The 16891-nt window shown below is 69.1% G+C and carries 15 protein-coding genes; 5 read left to right on the top strand and 10 right to left on the bottom strand.

The window, feature by feature from the left end; genetic code table 11:
• From murF to A5652_RS15380, 7 genes are all read right to left on the bottom strand, one after another.
• A partial coding sequence (gene murF, locus A5652_RS15410) for a UDP-N-acetylmuramoyl-tripeptide--D-alanyl-D-alanine ligase (RefSeq protein ID WP_067352902.1) occupies nt 1–1039 on the bottom strand: 1039 nt, incomplete at its 3' end.
• Nucleotides 1036–2637 carry a UDP-N-acetylmuramoyl-L-alanyl-D-glutamate--2,6-diaminopimelate ligase gene (locus tag A5652_RS15405; protein WP_067352899.1) on the bottom strand — a complete coding sequence of 534 codons (1602 nt, stop codon included), beginning with the start codon at nt 2635–2637 and terminating at the stop codon, nt 1036–1038. The genes A5652_RS15405 and murF, both read right to left, overlap by 4 nt.
• 106 nt (nt 2638–2743) lie before the next feature.
• The gene (locus tag A5652_RS15400; protein ID WP_082983922.1) at nt 2744–4735 is read right to left on the bottom strand and encodes a penicillin-binding protein 2; all 1992 of its coding nucleotides are present in this window, start codon (nt 4733–4735) and stop codon (nt 2744–2746) included.
• A gap of 68 nt (nt 4736–4803) precedes the next feature.
• Nucleotides 4804–6054 carry a hypothetical protein gene (locus A5652_RS15395; RefSeq protein ID WP_067352894.1) on the bottom strand — a complete coding sequence of 417 codons (1251 nt, stop codon included), beginning with the start codon at nt 6052–6054 and terminating at the stop codon, nt 4804–4806.
• Nucleotides 6051–7304, bottom strand: a complete 1254-nt coding sequence (rsmH, locus tag A5652_RS15390) for a 16S rRNA (cytosine(1402)-N(4))-methyltransferase RsmH (protein WP_156745357.1) — start codon at nt 7302–7304, stop codon at nt 6051–6053. The genes A5652_RS15395 and rsmH overlap by 4 nt, the downstream gene beginning before the upstream one ends.
• Entirely contained in the window at nt 7279–7710 is a 432-nt protein-coding gene (gene mraZ, locus A5652_RS15385; protein ID WP_067352892.1) for a division/cell wall cluster transcriptional repressor MraZ, read from the bottom strand. The genes rsmH and mraZ overlap by 26 nt, the downstream gene beginning before the upstream one ends.
• Before the next feature lie 400 nt (nt 7711–8110).
• A complete protein-coding gene (locus A5652_RS15380; protein ID WP_067352886.1) occupies nt 8111–8512 on the bottom strand; it encodes a DUF3040 domain-containing protein in 402 nt (133 codons plus the stop codon).
• Between the two features lie 352 nt (nt 8513–8864).
• Here A5652_RS15380 and A5652_RS15375 point away from each other — a divergent pair, with 352 nt between their 5' ends.
• Both A5652_RS15375 and A5652_RS15370 read left to right on the top strand, forming a co-directional pair.
• Nucleotides 8865–9473: an N-acetyltransferase gene (locus tag A5652_RS15375; RefSeq protein WP_067352883.1), complete on the top strand. Its 609-nt coding sequence runs from the start codon at nt 8865–8867 to the stop codon at nt 9471–9473.
• Between the two features lie 147 nt (nt 9474–9620).
• A complete protein-coding gene (locus A5652_RS15370) occupies nt 9621–10271 on the top strand; it encodes a DUF3153 domain-containing protein (protein WP_067352880.1) in 651 nt (216 codons plus the stop codon).
• Here A5652_RS15370 and A5652_RS15365 read toward each other — a convergent pair whose 3' ends face one another.
• Nucleotides 10272–11168 (bottom strand): mycobacterial-type methylenetetrahydrofolate reductase, encoded by an 897-nt coding sequence (locus A5652_RS15365; protein ID WP_067352878.1) that lies wholly within the window; start codon nt 11166–11168, stop codon nt 10272–10274. It abuts the gene before it with no gap.
• Nucleotides 11169–11424: 256 nt separating this feature from the next.
• Between A5652_RS15365 and idsA2 the strand changes: the two genes are divergently transcribed.
• Nucleotides 11425–12474 carry a bifunctional (2E,6E)-farnesyl/geranyl diphosphate synthase gene (gene idsA2, locus A5652_RS15360; protein ID WP_067352875.1) on the top strand — a complete coding sequence of 350 codons (1050 nt, stop codon included), beginning with the start codon at nt 11425–11427 and terminating at the stop codon, nt 12472–12474.
• A 4-nt stretch (nt 12475–12478) separates the two neighbouring features.
• Complete coding sequence (locus A5652_RS15355) at nt 12479–14020, top strand: alpha-(1->6)-mannopyranosyltransferase A (protein ID WP_067352871.1); 1542 nt, start codon at nt 12479–12481, stop codon at nt 14018–14020.
• Nucleotides 14021–14030: 10 nt separating this feature from the next.
• On the opposite strand, the gene A5652_RS15350 is transcribed toward A5652_RS15355, so the two are convergent.
• Nucleotides 14031–14435, bottom strand: coding sequence for an Rv2175c family DNA-binding protein (locus A5652_RS15350; protein WP_067352868.1), 405 nt, complete (start codon nt 14433–14435; stop codon nt 14031–14033).
• 188 nt (nt 14436–14623) lie between these two features.
• On the opposite strand from A5652_RS15350, the gene A5652_RS15345 reads away from it, so the two are divergent.
• On the top strand, nt 14624–15841 hold the full coding sequence (locus A5652_RS15345; protein ID WP_067352863.1) for a protein kinase: 1218 nt from the start codon (nt 14624–14626) through the stop codon (nt 15839–15841).
• Nucleotides 15842–15852: 11 nt separating this feature from the next.
• Here the strand turns inward: A5652_RS15345 and A5652_RS15340 are convergent.
• Nucleotides 15853–16891 (bottom strand): 3-deoxy-7-phosphoheptulonate synthase (locus A5652_RS15340; RefSeq protein WP_067352858.1); only part of this gene is annotated, 1039 nt, incomplete at its 5' end.

The following is a 16891-nucleotide window of genomic DNA, read 5'->3' as shown; positions in this document are numbered from 1 at the left end:
CGGCGGCCACCTGTTGCGGGTCGCCGCCGCATTCCAGCGCCACCGCGGCCGCGCACAGCGCGTTACTCACCTGGTGGTCGCCGTAGACGCCGAGCTGCACCGGCACCTGCGTCACCCCGGACGCATCGCGGCGGTGCAGCGTGAACCGCGGCCGGGCCAGCTCGTCGAGGGAAACCGGCCCGGCCCACAGGTCGCTGGGGCCCGCGCTGGTGCGCTCGGCGCGGCTGACCCGGACCACCCGGGCCGCGGTCACGTTCGCCATCGCCGCCACGGCCGGATCGTCGGCGTTCAGGATCACCACACCCGATGCCGGAACGGACTGGGGCAGTTCGGATTTCGTCTGGGCGATGGCCTCGCGCGAGCCGAACTCGCCGAGGTGCGCGGTACCGACGTTGAGGACCACCCCGATGGACGGGGTGGCGATTTCGGCGAGCGCGGCGATGTTTCCGGGATGGCGGGCCGACATCTCCAGAACCAGGTAGTCGGTGTCGGCCGTCGCCCGCAGCACCGTCCACGGGTGTCCCAGCTCGTTGTTGAACGACCCGGGCGGGGCCACCACCTCACCCAGCGGCGCCAGGACGGCGGCCACCAGGTCCTTGGTCGAGGTCTTCCCCGAAGATCCGGTGATGCCGACGATCCTCAGCCCGCCGGCCACCAGTTCGGCGGCGACCATCCGGGCCAGCTTGGCCAGCGCGCCCAGCACCGCCGCGCCGGACCCGTCGGCGTCGTGCTCGAGCACCCCGGCTAGCCCGCGGTCCGGGTCCGCCACCGGCGGTCGGGGGGGCACCACGATGGCCGGAACCCCGACCGGTCGTGCCGCCAGGACGGCCACCGCACCCGCTGCGACCGCCGCCGGCGCAAAGTCATGCCCGTCGGTCCGCGCTCCCGGCAGCGCCAGGAACAGGCCGCCAGGCTTGACGGCGCGTGAGTCGAATTCCACCGCTGCGGTGACGTGACGCCGCGCGGCGTCGTGCGGGGAGATGTCGGACAGGGTGCCCCCGACGATGTCGGCGATCTGGGCGACGGTCAGGTCGATCACCGCTGTACCCCGTCGAGGTCCCGCAACGCCTCGGCCAGCTCCACCCGATCGTCGAAGGGGCGAGTGTGTCCGCCGGCGCGCTGCCCGGTCTCATGACCCTTGCCGGCGATCAGCACCACATCACCCGGACGCGCCCACGCGACCGCGCGCCTGATCGCGTCGCGCCGATCGGCAACCTCGACGACCTCTGCCGCGCAACCACTTTCGGCCGCGCCGGCCAGGATCTCTCGGCGAATCGAGGCCGGGTCCTCACCGCGCGGATTGTCATCGGTGACGACGACCAGGTCCGCCAGCTCGGCGGCGGTGGCACCCATCGGCGCCCGTTTGCCCGGATCGCGTTCGCCGCCGGCGCCGAACACCACCGCCAGGCGCCGGCCCGGACGCACCAGCGTGGTCAGCACCGCGCGCAGGGCGCCCGGCTTGTGGGCGTAGTCGACCAGGGCCAGGAAGTCCTGGCCGGCGTCGATCTGTTCCATGCGTCCCGGCACGCGGGTCTGCCGCAGCCCCGGCGCCGGCCGCTCCGGCGACACCCCCACCACATCCAGAAGAGCCAGCGCCACAAGGCAATTGGCGACGTTGTAGTGACCGGGTAGCGGGACTGCGACCTGATGCCGGGCGCCGGCGGGATCGACGACGGTGAACTGTTGTCCCCCGGCGCCCATCGGGGCCACGCCGACGGCGCGCCAGTGCGCGGGCTGACCCTCGGCGCTGACGGTGATCGCGTCGCCGGCCCGGGCCGCCATGGCCCGCCCGGCCTCGTCGTCGACGCACACCACGACGCGGTGCGCCCGTAGCGGCGAATGCGGCTCGAACAGCAAGGCTTTGGTGTTGAAGTAGTCTTCCATGGTCGGGTGGAAGTCCAGGTGATCGCGGGACAGGTTGGTGAAACCGCCCGCCGCGAAGCGGGTTCCGTCCACCCGGCCCAACGCCAGCGCATGGCTGGAGACCTCCATGACGACGGTGTCCACACCCCGTTCGGCCATCGCGGCCAGCATCGCCTGCAGTGCCGGCGCCTCCGGAGTGGTCAGCGCGCTGGGGACGTCGGCGCCGTCGATGCGAATCCCGATGGTCCCGATCAGCCCGGCGGTGCGGCCGGCGGCGCGCAGACCGGCCTCGACCATATAAGTGGTGGTGGTCTTGCCGGACGTGCCGGTGATACCGATGACCGCCATCCGGTCCGACGGATTTCCGTACACCCTTGCGGCCACGCCGCCGAGCACACCGCGGGGGGCGGGGTGCACCAGCGTCGGAACGGTCGGGGTGGCCATCTCGGCGACTCCGGCGGGATCGGTGAGCACGGCGACCGCGCCGCGTTCGATCGCGTCGGCGACAAAACGGGCCCCGTGGGTCGCCAGACCGGGCAGTGCGGCAAACAGGTCACCAGGCAGCACGTCCTGGGCGCGCAGCGTCACCCCGGTGATGGTCACGTCGGGCACGGTGCTGCCCTGACCTGGACCGTCGGCCAACACCGCGCCGAGGAGTTCCGCGAGTGCGGGCAGCCGCACGCCCGCGGCGGCGCTGGGGCGTAACCCAGTGGGCACGGGCACCACTCTGCTCACACCTCCCTCCGACGCGGCGTCGTCCTCATGATCGGCCATGACACCCTACCTAGCAGAATCCGGGCATGAGGCGATCCGCGCGCCGACGAAGCCGCCGGGCGGCTTACCGGGGTTTCGGCACCTCCGGCCGCCTGGCGGCGACCCGCTAGGTGGCCTGCAACGTCAGCGGCGGGCCGGGGTCGGGCGACAGCGGCACGTTTTCGCGCTGCATGAGCCAGCCGGCGATGTTGTGGAACAACGGGGCCGCCGAGTGACCCGGCGTGCCGTCGGCGTTGCGCTCCGGGTTGTCCATCATGATGCCGATGACGTACCGGGGGTTGTCGACGGTGGCCATTCCGGCGAACGTGATCCAGTAGACATTGTCGAAATAACAGCCGCAGGCCGGGTTGATCTGCTGCGCGGTGCCCGTCTTGCCGGCCATCTGATAGCCCGTCACCGCAGCGGCGGCCCCCGTGCCCTGCTGGTAGCCCATCGGGTCCTTTTGCACGACCGCACGCAGCATGTTGCGCACGGTCTGCGCCGTCTGCGGCGACACCACCCGCACGCCTTCCGGGCGCGGCTCTTCGGTGCGCGTGCCGTCGGGGGCGATGGTGGCCTTGATGATCCGCGGCGGCATCCGTAGCCCGTCGTTGGCGATCGTCTGATACATCGCGGTCATCTGCAACAACGTCATCGAAAGACCCTGCCCGATGGGCAGGTTCGAGAACGTGCTGCCCGACCACTGGTCGATCGGCGGCACCAACCCGGCGCTCTCCCCCGGCAGGCCCACGTTGGTGCGTTGCCCCAGACCGAATTTGCGGACCATGTCGTAGAAGCGCTCCGGCCCGACGCGCTGCGCGAGCATCAAAGTGCCGATGTTGGAGGACTTTCCGAACACGCCGGTGGTGGTGTAGGGCATCACGCCGTGCTCCCACGCGTCGTGAATGGAAACCCCGCCCATCTCGATGGTGCCCGGAACCTGCAACACCTCATCGGGATTGGACAAGCCGTACTCGATGACCGACGACGCGGTGATCACCTTGTTCACCGAGCCGGGCTCGAACGGCGAGGACACCGCCAGGTTGCCCAGCTGCTTGTCGCCCTGACGCCCGATGTCCTGGGAGGGGTCAAAGGTGTTGTCGTTGGCCATGGCCAGCACTTCGCCGGTCTTGGCGTCGAGCACGACGGCCGAAACATTATGCGCGCCAGACACGTTCTTGGCCTGCTGAACCTGCTGCTGCACGTAGAACTGGATGTCGTCGTCGAGGGTCAGCTGGACCATCGAGCCGTTGACCGCCCGATGCCGGTTGCGGTAGCTGCCGGGGATGACCACACCGTCGGATCCGCGGTCGTAGGTGACCGAGCCGTCGGTGCCGGACAGCACCGAGTCCATCGCCTCTTCCAGGCCCAGCAGGCCGTGACCGTCCCAGTCGATGCCGCCGACGATGTTGGCCGCCAGCGATCCCCCCGGATACTGGCGCAGATCCTGGCGTTCGGAACCGACCTCGGGATACTTGTCCGAGATCGCGCTGGCGACAGCGGGATCGACGGCGCGCGCCAGGTAGACGAAGTTCTCGTCGGTTTGCAGCTTCTTCAAGACGGTTGCCGAGTCCGGCTTGTTGCCCAGCCGACCGGAGACCTCTTTGGCGATATCGCGCAACCGCTGCTGCGGATCCGGGGCGCTCGAGTTCTTGGCTTTGGCTTCCTCCAGTTGCTTGCGAATCCGTTTCGGCTGGAAGGTCAGCGCCCGCGACTCGATGGTGAAGGCGAGCTGGTCCTTGCGACGGTCGATGATGCTGCCGCGCACCGCTTTTTCCACATCGGTGACCTTGAGCTGACCGGCGGCCTGGGCGCGCAGCGACGAGGCGTTGGTCACCTGCAGGACGAACAGCTGGGCGGCCGCCATCAGCATCAGCACCAGGATGACCACGTTGCCGGCGCGATGCCGGAAGACGAATGACCCACCGCGGCTGGTCAACTCCACGATCTGGCGGGTGCGACGCTGCCGCGCCGAGTGCCCTGACGCCGCCGCCTCGGACCGCTGTGCCGCCCCGACGCCTTTGGCTTGCTTGGCTTTCCGAAACCGCTTCGGCTCGCGAACGTCTGCTTGCGCAGGCTTCGCGCGCCGCTTGGATTGCCGTACGTCCTTGGCCTGCACGTCCTTACGGGGACCACGGGTCGGCCGCGCGGACTGCGACCGCCGTGCCCGAGGGGATTCACCGCGGCTCACCTGGGCACACCTGGCGGAACGACGACCGCGGACCCGGGCAGGCCGCTAGCCGGCGCGCCGGGGGCCGCCGGTTGGGCCGGCGCCGCCGGGCGGCCCAACTGCAACGGGACCGGGATCTCGGCGGGCAACGGCGCGGGCACCTGGCCAGGCGCCGGAATCGGCAACCCGCCCAAGGGAATCGGCACCTCGGCCGGGGCCAGAGGCGTCGCGGGTCCGGCCGGCATGGGCAATCCCGGCGTCGGCAACCCCGGCAGCACGCCGGGCGCGCGTCCGGTGACCGGGCCGGTTGCCGGTGCAGCGGGCATGCCGGGCAATGCACCCGTCGCCGGTCCGCCTGGCATGCCGGGCAGCGTACCCGTCACGGGCAACCCGGGGCCGGCAGGCGCGCCGGGCACCGGAGGCGCCGCCGGCGGCAGGTGTTGCCCGCCCACCGTCGACGCGCCGTCGGGGGCGCGCAGCAGCGCTTCGGGCCCGGACCTGGCCGGGGCGGGGCCGCCGGGGGCCGGCTCGACCCGGGTCGAGACCTCCGGGGGCGCGGCCGGTGGCTTGGGGGGCTGCGGCACTTCGTCGGGAAGCTTGCTGTTCAGCGGCGGCGGCGGAACGCCGTCGGCCGGCTTGGGTGTGCCGACCACCACCCAGTTCCCGGACGGGTCCTGGACCAGATGCGCGGTGTCCCTGCTCGGGATCATGCCCTGCTTGCGGGCCGCCTCCGCCAGCGCAGGGGCGGCCTCCGCTTCGCGCACGTCGCGCTCCAGCGCTTCCTTCTGCTGCTGCAGTAACCGGGTCCGCTCCCGGGCATGGCTCAACTTGTAGGAGCGTTCGGCGGAGTCCGTGGACAGCCACAGCGTGAGCCCGAGGCCGACGCCCAGCGCACCGATGATCAGCACGACGAACGGAACCTTGCTGGCCAGCGTCCGCGGCCGCAGGTCGATCGATGCCAGCCGGGCGGCCAGCCGTTCGGTCAGACGAGGACGAACCACCTTGGGCGCTTTGGCTTTCCGCGCCTTGGCCCGCGCCTTGGCCTGGCTGGCGCTCTTGGGCCGCGCCGGCCGGGCGATGGGGCTGGTCTGCGGTCCGTGCTTGGGCGCGCGGGCTTCGCGGGCGGGCGCCGAGGCCCGGCCGCCGCGGGTGCGCCGCGCCGACGCGGATTCGGTCGCGGGACGGGTGCTGCGCCGGGCAGGACCGTCGCGTCCGCCCCGACGGTCGCTGCCACCGCGCCGCTTCTGCGTCTCGCGTTCTGCTCTCATGCGTCGCCTTCCCCCCCAGCCTGCTCTGATTCCATTCGTTGCAGCGCCCGCAACCGCACCGCGGCGCTGCGTGGATTGCGTTCGACCTCGGCGGCGTCCGCGCGTTCGGCGCCGTGTGTAACGGACCGGAATCGCGGCTCATGGCCGGGAAGCTCGACCGGGAGGTCCACCGGGGTGCGCGACGCCACCGCCTGCGCGAAGAGCCGCTTGACTATCCGGTCTTCCAGCGATTGGTAGGCCATCACCACGATGCGGCCGCCGACGTTCAGGGCCTCCAGCGCGGCCGGGAGTGCGCGGCGCAGCGTGTCCAGCTCGTCGTTGACCGCGATCCGCAGCGCCTGGAACGTGCGCTTGGCCGGGTGTCCTCCGGTGCGCCGGGCCGCGGCCGGAATCGCCTCGTACAGCAGGGCTACCAAGTCCGACGTCGACCTGAACGGCTCACGGGAACGTCGGCGCACGATGTGCGCGGCGATGCGACGTGCGAACCGCTCCTCGCCGTAGCGATGCAAGATGCTCGCCAGCTCCGCCTCGTCGTAGGTGTTGACGATGTCGGCCGCGGTCAGCGGCGACGACGGGTCCATCCGCATGTCCAGCGGTGCGTCCTGGGCGTAGGCGAAGCCCCGCTCCGCGCGATCCAGCTGCATGGACGACACCCCGAGGTCGAACAGGATTCCATCCACCGATTCGGCTGCCGCATAACCGGATTCGTCCAGCGCCCCGGCGATGCCGTCGTAGCGCGCGTGCACCAGCGTGACCCGGTCGGCGAAGCGCGCCAGCCGGGCCCGGGCGATGTCCAGCGCAGTGGGATCGCGGTCGATTCCGATCAGCCGCAGCCCCGGCAGGTCGGTGAGGAACCGCTCCGCGTGGCCACCCGCGCCGAGGGTGGCATCGAGCAGCGTCGCCCCCGACCCGTCGTGGTGGTGACGGGTAAGCGCGGGTGTGATCAGTTCGACGCAGCGTTCCAGCAGGACCGGGACATGGCCGTAGTCGTCGGAACTCGAATTCTCAGCCACCGCAACGCCTCCACGGATCTGCCGGCAGCCGTCGGCCACCCCGGCCGCCACGAGCCGGGCCCTCGCGCCGCCTCGGGTCTGTGCCGCCCGGACGGGCCTTACCAGGTGCGGCGCCCCTGCATCGAGGTCTCTGACCGAAGTCGCGAACCTGGCGTTGGGGAAGTACGCCAGGGTCGGTTCGGGCAGAGGCCACGTTGCACGGGCATGCGCCTCAGATGATGTCGCCGAGTGCTTCATCGCTGGCCGCGGAGAAGTTCTCTTCGTGGGTCTGCTGGTAGTCCTGCCAAGCCTGGGCATCCCAGATCTCCAGGTTGTCGATCGCGCCGATGACCACGCAGTCCTTCGAAAGGTTCGCGTACCGCCGGTGGTCGGCCGACAACGTGATCCGGCCCTGCGCGTCGGGATGCTGCTCGTCGGTGCCGGCCGCGAGGTTGCGGAGAAACGCCCGGGCCTCGGGGTTGCTCCGCGAGGCCTTGCTCGCCCGGCGGGCCAATTGCTCGAATTCCGCCCGCGGATAGACGGCGAGGCTGTGGTCCTGACTCTTGGTGACCATCAACCCCCCTGCCAGCGCGTCGCGGAACTTGGCGGGCAGCGTCAGCCGCCCCTTGTCGTCGAGTTTGGGCGTGTAGGTGCCGAGAAACACCAGCTCACCTCCCCTTTGGGGTCACCCAAACGCTGCAGCCACCATACCCCACAATCCCCCACTCTGCCCCATTCTCGCGATGTCGCCGTGGCGTTTTCGGGGTTATCCGTCGTCAGGGCGCGGTCAAAGCGGCATGAAGGGTGTGTCGGGAGCGTGCCCGGGCCTGTCCAAGGGCGTCGGACGAATCGCGCTTACCAGGCAAAATACGCATTGTGGGGCGTAGTGGGGAACTCTAGTGGGGCGCGGTGGGGCGTGAATGCTGCGACGCGCCTCGGTTAGGGCTCGGTTGAGCTGCAAAACGGCATCGACGGTTGATTGTCACGGCCGGACGGTCGACGCCGCCGAGCCCTGGGGAAACAAATCGGGGCAGCCGGTGGCTACCCCGAATGTGTGAATGCGCCTAGTCGTCGAAGCGGCGGCGGAACCGATCCTCCATGCGGCTGGTGAACGAACCCCCGCTCTTGTTGCGGCGCTGACGCAGCGAAGTGGGTGCCGGCCCGGAATGATCGGCCCTGCCGGACAACCGGGGACCGGTGATCGCGAAGATCACTCCGCCGAACATGACGATGAACCCGAAGACGCTGAGAATCGGGAAGTTTCCGATCATCGTTGCCCTGAACGCCACCCCGGAGACCAGCATGGCCAAGCCGATGACGAACAGCGCCACGCCCTGCAGCCGCCGACGGGCGGTAGGTGCGCGAAAGCCCCCACCGCGAACGCTTGACGCGAATTTGGGGTCCTCGGCATAGAGCGCGCTCTCGATCTGATCGAGCATCCGCTGCTCATGATCGGAGAGTGGCATTCGTCCCTCCTTGCCGACGGTATGGCACGTGACTATCGGTAACACGCGGATGCCCGTTGGGAGGGCATTAATTCAATGATACGAGGTCAATCTGCCCCATACCACTGGTTCGCCGCCGATTCTATCCCGCCCACCTCCCGGCGCTCCGCGAGACCGGAACGGCCGTGCGCTACAACCGGCTTCCCGAACCGCGACGGTTCACCGGTCCGGTGCTGCGACCGCCCGCCCGGCCGTCGCAGCTGGGTCCGATAATGGGCAATAGGGACCTGGACCACAGCGACCACATAGTGCCCGCGAAATAGTGCCCGGGACCCGCACCAGCCTGGACGCCCGATGAGGAGGAGACCGCGAGTTGGCGATATGCCTCATCGATCTGCTCCCCAGCGACATGGAGCGTCGCCTGGGCGATGCCCTGGCGGTCTACGTCGACGCGATGCGCTACCCACGGGGCACCGAGAATCAGCGCGCTGCGATGTGGCTCGAACATATCCGGCGGCGGGGCTGGCAGGGCGCCGGCGTCGTCGAAACCCATGAATCCGAAGACGCAGGCGCACAACCACCCTCGGCGGAAGACTTGGCCGGCGCCCCGCTGCTCGGCGTGGCATACGGCTACCCCGGTGCTCCCGGGCAATGGTGGCAGCAGCAGGTCGTGCTGGGCATGCAGCGCGGGGGCTCGCCGCCCCAGGAGATCTCCCGGCTGATGGACAGCTACTTCGAGTTGACCGAGCTGCACATCCACCCGCGCGCCCAGGGCCGCGGTCTCGGCGAGGCGTTGGCGCGACGGCTGCTGGCCGGTCGCGCCGAGCGCAATGTATTGCTCTCCACGCCGGAAACCAATGGTGAGCCCAACCGCGCGTGGCGGTTGTACCGGCGGCTGGGCTTCACCGACGTCATCCGCGGCTACCACTTCGCCGGCGACCCGCGGGCGTTTGCCATCCTGGGCCGCAAGCTCCCCCTGTAACACCCGAAGTCGGCACACATCGGAAGACTCCACTAAGTGGGACATCGGATCTGGCACGATGACCTGGTGCGAGCCAGCTCTCCCCCGTCCAGCAGCCGAGGATCCCGAGCGTTTCGAGCTCGGCGGCGCCGCCTGACGGCCATCGCGATGTTGCTGCTGCTGGTGCCGCTGGCCACTGGATGTCTGCGGGTCAGGGCGTCGCTCACCGTCTCCCCTGACGACCTGGTGTCCGGCGAGATCGTCGCCGCCGCCAAACCCAAAACCTCCAAAGACACCGGTCCACAACTGGACAGCAATAACCTGCCCTTCAGCCAGAAGGTGGCGGTGTCGAACTACGACAGCGACGGCTACGTCGGCTCGCAGGCGGTGTTCTCCGATCTGACGTTCGCCGAGTTGCCGCAGCTGGCCAACATGAACTCCGACGCCTCCGGGGTGAACCTGACGCTGCGCCGCAACGGCAACCTGGTGATCCTGGAGGGCCGGGCGGACCTGACCTCGCTGACCGACCCCGAGGCCGACGTGGAGCTGACCGTGGCCTTTCCCGGCGTAGTGACCTCCACCAACGGCGATCGGGTCGAACCCGACGTGGTGGCGTGGAAGCTCAAACCGGGCGTGGTGAGCACCATGACCGCCCAGGCCCGTTACACCGACCCCAACACCCGGTCCTTCACCGGAGCGGTGGTGTGGCTGTGCATCGCGTCGTTCGCGGCCGCGGGCGTCGTGGGCCTCTTGGCCTGGGTCAGCCGGGACCGGTCACCGCGGTTGACCGCGCCGCGCGACCAACCGCCGCCCAGCTAGCTAAGCCTGCCCGGCCGGTGACCAGTAGGCGAGCATCTCCGCGAACGTCTGGAAAGCCGGTCCGGAATTTCCGTAGGTCGCCTCGAGATGGATGCTCAGCGGAAAGCCGAGCTCGGCGACCCCGTCGATGACCCGTTTGTAGAGATCGACCATCTGCTGGCGCTTCTGCGCCGGTTCGCCGGCGGCCAGCTTCTTGACGAACTCCTGCTCGGCGGCCACCGCCGGATTGCCTGGATCCTGAATGAGCCAGTTGATCAGTCCGACCCGGCTCTCCATCTTCGGTACGAAGCCGAATGACAGCAGGATCTCCGGCCGGTGGTCGGTCTTTTCGGCGAACTCGCTCAGGAAGCCCACGACCGCGTCGGAGTACAACAGCTGGGTCATGCCATAGGTGGCTCCCTGGTCGCACTTGAAGGTGAACCGGCCCTGTTCGCCGTCCCGGGTGGGGATCAGGATGACGCCGCGGTTGGTCAGCAGCTCGCGGTAGATCGACAGGGCATCGGTGGGGGCCACGCCGGAGCCCTCGCCGTCGTTCATGGTGCGCGGCACGCCGACGAACACAACGCCTTCCATGCCGGCCGACGTCAGCTCAGTCAGCCGCGCGCGCAGCGACGGCTCGTCCATGAACGCGGTGACCTGCGTGCACAGGCCCTTGATGCCGGGCAGTTCCGGCTTGACGACCGACCAGAAGTCGAGCACGTCCAACTTGGGCTTCATCTGGATGGGACGATCGTCGTCCTCGGCGATGATCCCCGGAATCATCACGTGTCCGATCCGGCCGTCGAGGCCGGACTCGGCGGAATTTCGCACCACTTTCCGCGCCTCTTCGAGCGCCCGCTCCCGACCTTCGTCGGCGTTCGGCGGCACCAGCTCGAGCGCAATGGTGTTGAGGGTCACGCGGCTTCTCTCCATCTGACGACTCCCGGGGGCGCCCTGTGGGCCGCGCGGATTCCGCGCGAGCCCCAGCGCACCCGCCAGCATAGGGGCGGGTTATTGAGGCAGGCGAAGCAACTGGGCTCACCGGCCGGGGTCATGTGCGGCGGCGGGGGTGGGGCGGCGAATACACTGGTCGGGCCTGGAACACCCAGCCAGCCGAGCAGAAAGGGGCGCCGCGCTGAGCCTTGGAGCTTCCGAAGCAGCGGCAACCGTCGAGTTGACCGGCGCCATCACCGACCAATTGCGGCGGTACATGCATGACCGGCGCACCGAGACCGCGTACATCGGTGAGGATTACAGCGGACTGATCGCCGCGCTGGAAGATTTCGTGCTCAATGGCGGCAAGCGGCTACGGCCCTTGTTCGCCTACTGGGGCTGGCGCGCCGTGGCCACCGAAGCCCCCGATGAGCAAGTGCTGCTGCTGTTTTCCGCTCTCGAGCTGCTGCACGCCTGCGCGCTGGTGCACGACGACGTAATCGACGACTCCTCGACCCGGCGGGGCCGTCCGACCACGCACGTGCAGTTCGCGCAGCTGCATCGCGACCGGCACTGGCAGGGCTCCCCGGAGCAGTTCGGCATGTCGGCCGCCATCTTGCTCGGCGATCTCGCGTTGGCGTGGGCCGACGACATCGTCTTCGGTGTCGAGCTGACGCCACAGGCCCAAAGACGGGTGCGACGGGTGTGGGCGAACATCCGCACCGAGGTGCTCGGCGGGCAGTACCTCGATATCGTCGCCGAGGCCAGCGCGGCCGCCTCGATCGCCTCGGCGATGAACGTCGACACCTTCAAAACCGCCTGCTACACGGTGTCGCGGCCGCTGCAGCTCGGGGCGGCCGCCGCGGCCGACCGGCCCGACGTCCACGACGCCTTCAGCCAGTTCGGGACGGACCTGGGGGTGGCGTTTCAGCTGCGCGACGACGTTCTCGGGGTTTTCGGCGACCCCGCGGTCACCGGCAAACCGTCCGGGGACGATCTGCGATCAGGTAAGCGCACCGTGCTGCTGGCCGAGGCGGTGGAATTGGCGGAGAAGTCAGACCCGTTGGCGGCCAACCTATTACGGACCTCGGTCGGGGGCCGCCTGAGCGACACGCAGGTGGATCAGCTGCGCGACGTCATCGAGGCGGTGGGCGCCCTGGCCGCGGCCGAGCAGCGGATCGCCGCGCTGACCCAACGGGCGCTGGCCACGCTGGCGGCCGCACCCATCAACACCGCGGCCAAAGCGGGGCTGTCCGAATTGGCCAAGCTGGCCACGAACCGGTCGGCCTGAATCGATGACGACGCCCACGGACACCCCCGCCGCGGATTCGCCGGCCGCCAAACCCTCTCGCGGCGAATGGTTTTCACAGCTGAAGGGGTTCGTCGCCGCCGGTGACTCCGGACCGGCGAAGCTGGGCCTGCTGGGATCGGTGCTGATCACCCTGGGCGGGCTGGGCGCCGGCAGCACCCGCCAGCACGACCCGCTGCTCGAGTCAATACACATGTCCTGGTTGCGTTTTGGCCACGGCCTGGTGCTGTCGTCGATCGTGTTGTGGATCGGTGTCGGCCTGATGCTGATCGCGTGGCTGAGCTTGGGCCGTCGGGTGCTGGCCGGCGAGGCGAGCGAGTTCGTCATGAGGGCCACCACCGGCTTTTGGCTGGCGCCGCTGCTGGTGTCGGTGCCCGTCTTCAGCCGGGACACCTACTCGTATCTGGCGCAGGGCGCGCTGCTGCGCGACGGCCTGGATCCGTACGCGGTCGGTCCCGTCGCCAACCCGAACAGCTTGCTGGACAACGTCAGTCCCATCTGGTCCATCACGACCGCGCCCTACGGCCCGGTGTTCATCCTGGTGGCGAAGATCATCACGATCATCGTGGGCAACAACGTGGTGGCGGGCACCGCGTTGCTGCGGTTGTGCATGCTGCCCGGCCTGGTCCTCCTGGTCTGGGCGACGCCGCGCATAGCGCGCCATCTGGGTACCGACGGTTCGACGGCGCTGTGGATCTGTGCGCTGAACCCCCTGGTGCTCATTCATCTGATGGGCGGGGTGCACAACGAGATGCTGATGGTGGGCTTGATGGCCGCCGGCGTCGCGCTGACGTTCGGCGGCCGCCACGTTGCGGGCATCACGCTGATCACGGTCGCCATCGCGGTCAAAGCCACCGCGGGCATCGCGCTGCCGTTTTTGGTGTGGGTGTGGATGCGGCACCTGCGCGATCGGCGGGGATATCGGCCGGTGCCAGCGTTTTTCACCGCGACGGCGTTATCGCTGTTGATCTTCGCCGTGGTCTTCGCGGTCCTGTCCGCGGTGGCCGGCGTCGGCCTGGGCTGGCTGACCGCGCTGGCCGGGTCGGTGAAGATCATCAACTGGCTGACGGTGCCGACCGCGGCCGCCAACCTGATCCATGCGATCGGCAGCGGGTTCTTCCCGGTGAGCTTTTATCCGATCCTGCGCGTCACCCGGCTGGTCGGCATCGCGGTCATCGCGATTTCGCTGCCGCTGTTGTGGTGGCGCTTCCGCCGCGACGATCGGGCTGCGCTGACCGGCATCGCGTGGTCGATGCTGATCGTGGTGCTGTTCGTGCCGGCCGCCCTGCCCTGGTACTACTCGTGGCCGCTGGCGATCGTGGCCCCGCTGGCGCAGTCCCGACGGGCGGTCGCAGTCATCGGCGGCTTGTCGACCTGGGTGATGGTGATCTTCAAACCTGATGGCTCCCATGGCATGTACTCGTGGCTGCACTTCTCGCTGGCCACCGCCTGCGCGTTGTTCGCCTGGTACAGCCTCTACAGAGCTCCCGCACGGCAACCCGAGGGAGACGGCGTCACCGTCGGATGAGCGAACGAGCTCAGCAGGCCATCGCTTGCGCCCGTCGCACGACTTCCCGCGCCTGGTGGGCGTGCAGGGCGTCGACGGGCCGGGCGTTGTTGAGCGCATCCCGGCTGCCATCTCGGGTGACCGTCAGGGAGGGATCCCGGGTGAACAACCAGCGCACGATCTCGGTGTCGTGATAGCCGCCGTCGTGCAGGATCGTCAACAAACCCGGCAGGCTCTTGACCACCTCACCGGATTTGGTGAAGAACAGCTGCGGTACCACCAGGCCCTCCTCGCGCCGGACCGCAACCAGGTGCCCATCCCGGAGTTGCTGATGCACCTTGGTGACCGGCACCCCCATCAATTCGGCGACCCGCTTCAAGTCGTAAATCGGCTCGTCGGGCTCTAGCACATCGTCGCCGGCAGGAATACTGCTCATCCGGGCAAGTGTATGCCTAGATGCCGACCTTGAACCCGTGTTCTGCCGGGCAATCCTGGGCGCGCACTTACGATGGCCCCGTGGCCAAAGCCGAACCGCCCGGCCCTTCCCCGCGCGGGGGCGGGACCCCCTCCTCCGGCCGGGCCGGCCCGCACCGTCGCCGACCCGAAGCCGGGTCGGCCGATCCGTTGGACAACGCTTTGCTGGACGGCCGCTACCGGGTTCAGTCCCGGATCGCCAGCGGCGGCACGTCGACGGTGTATCGCGGCCTGGACACCCGGCTGGACCGACCGGTCGCGGTGAAGGTGATGGATTCCCGCTACGCCGGCGACGCGCAATTCCTGACCCGGTTTCAGCGCGAGGCCCAAACCGTGGCCCGGCTCAAGGATCCCGGGCTGGTGGCGGTCTACGACCAGGGCCTGGATGCCCGGCACCCGTTTCTGGTGATGGAGCTCATCGAGGGCGGCACGCTGCGCGAGTTGCTGGGCGAACGCGGACCCATGCCACCGTACGCCGTGGCGGCGGTGCTTCGTCCGGTGCTCGGCGGTCTGGCCGCCGCGCACCGGGCCGGACTGGTGCATCGCGACGTCAAGCCCGAGAATGTGCTGATCTCCGACGACGGCGAGGTGAAGATCGCCGACTTCGGGTTGGTCCGGGCCGTCGCGGCGGCCGGAATCACTTCTAGCAGCGTGATTTTGGGCACCGCGGCCTACCTGTCGCCCGAGCAGGTGCGCGACGGCGACGCCAGTCCGCGCAGCGACGTCTACTCCGCGGGCATCATGACCTATGAGCTGCTGACCGGGCGCACGCCGTTCACCGGCGATTCGGCGTTGTCGCTTGCCTACCAACGGCTGGACACCGACGTGCCGCCGCCCGGTGCGGCCATCGACGGTGTGCCCGCGCAGTTCGACGAATTCGTGGAGCGTGCGACGGCCCGCGATCCGGCCGAGCGGTATGCCGACGCGATCGAGATGCGCGCCGAGCTCGATGCGATCGCCGAAGAGCTTGCGCTGCCGGATTTTCGGGTGCCGGCGCCGCAAAACTCCGCACAACACAGGTCGGCGGCGCTGCAGCGCAGCCGGACCACCCAACGCCCGGCCACCGTGCAGCGGCCCGGACCGACCGGCCCGGCGCCGGTGCGTCAACCCACTCGCCAGATGACGAGGGGTCCCGAGGATTGGTCGGAGCCGCAACGCGCCGCGCAGACCGGCGACGAGCCCGACGTTGACTACGAATACGAGCCTGTCACAGGCGAATTCGCGGGCATCCCAATCAGCGAATTCGTGTGGGCACGCCAGCACGGCAGGCGCATGGTGCTGGTCTGGGTGGCGCTGGTGCTGGCGATCACCGGATTGGCCGCCGCCGCGGCGTGGACCGTCGGGAGCAACCTCAACGGACTGTTGTAGGCGACGCTAGATCAGTCGCGCAGCATCTCGGCGACGAGGAAGGCCAACTCGAGCGACTGCTGGGTGTTCAGCCGTGGGTCGCAAGCGGTTTCGTAACGGCCGACCAAGTCGGTGTCCGAAATGTCTTGCGCCCCACCCAGACACTCGGTGACGTTCTCGCCGGTGATCTCGACGTGGATGCCGCCCGGATGGGTGCCCAGCGCGCGGTGCACCTCGAAGAAGCCCTGCACCTCGTCGACGATGCGGTCGAAGTGGCGGGTTTTGTAACCGTTGGACGACTCGTGGGTGTTGCCGTGCATCGGGTCACACTGCCAGATCACCTGGTGGCCGGTGGCCTGGACCTTCTCCACGATCGGGGGCAGCAGGTCGCGAACCTTGTTGTTGCCCATCCGGCTCACCAAGGTCAACCGGCCGGGCTTGTTGTGCGGGTCGAGCCGCTCGACGTATTCGACGGCCAGCTCGGGGGTGATCGTCGGGCCGATCTTGACCCCGATCGGGTTGGCGATCACCTCGGCGAAGGCGACGTGGGCGCCGTCGAGCTGGCGGGTCCGCTCACCGATCCACACGGTGTGCGCCGACAAGTCGTACAGCTGCGGTTCGCCGCTGTCGCTCTCAGACAGGCGCAGCATGGAGCGCTCGTAGTCGAGCACCAAAGCCTCGTGGCTGGCGTAGATCTCGGCGGTCTGCAGGTTGCGGTCGGCCACACCGCAGGCGCTCATGAAGCGCAGGCCGCGATCGATCTCGGTGGCCAGCGCCTCGTACCGCGCGCCGGCCGGCGAGGTGCGGACGAATTCCCGGTTCCAGTCGTGCACCAGATGCAGCGAGGCCAATCCCGAAGACGTCAGCGCCCGCACCAGATTCATCGCCGCGCTGGCGTTGGCGTAGGCGCGCACCAACCGCGACGGGTCGTGCTCGCGCACGGCGGCGTCCGGGGCGAAGCCGTTGATCATGTCACCGCGGTAAGACTTCAGCCCCAGCGCGTCGATGTCGGCCGATCGCGGCTTGGCGTACTGCCCCGCGATGCGGGCCACCTTTACCACGGGCAGGCTC

It is taken from the genome of Mycobacterium sp. 1165178.9 (assembly GCF_001673555.1).
In the GTDB taxonomy this organism is placed as follows: domain Bacteria; phylum Actinomycetota; class Actinomycetes; order Mycobacteriales; family Mycobacteriaceae; genus Mycobacterium.
Note: the sequence above shows the minus strand (reverse complement) of the source record. Positions and strands in the feature narration are given on the sequence as shown.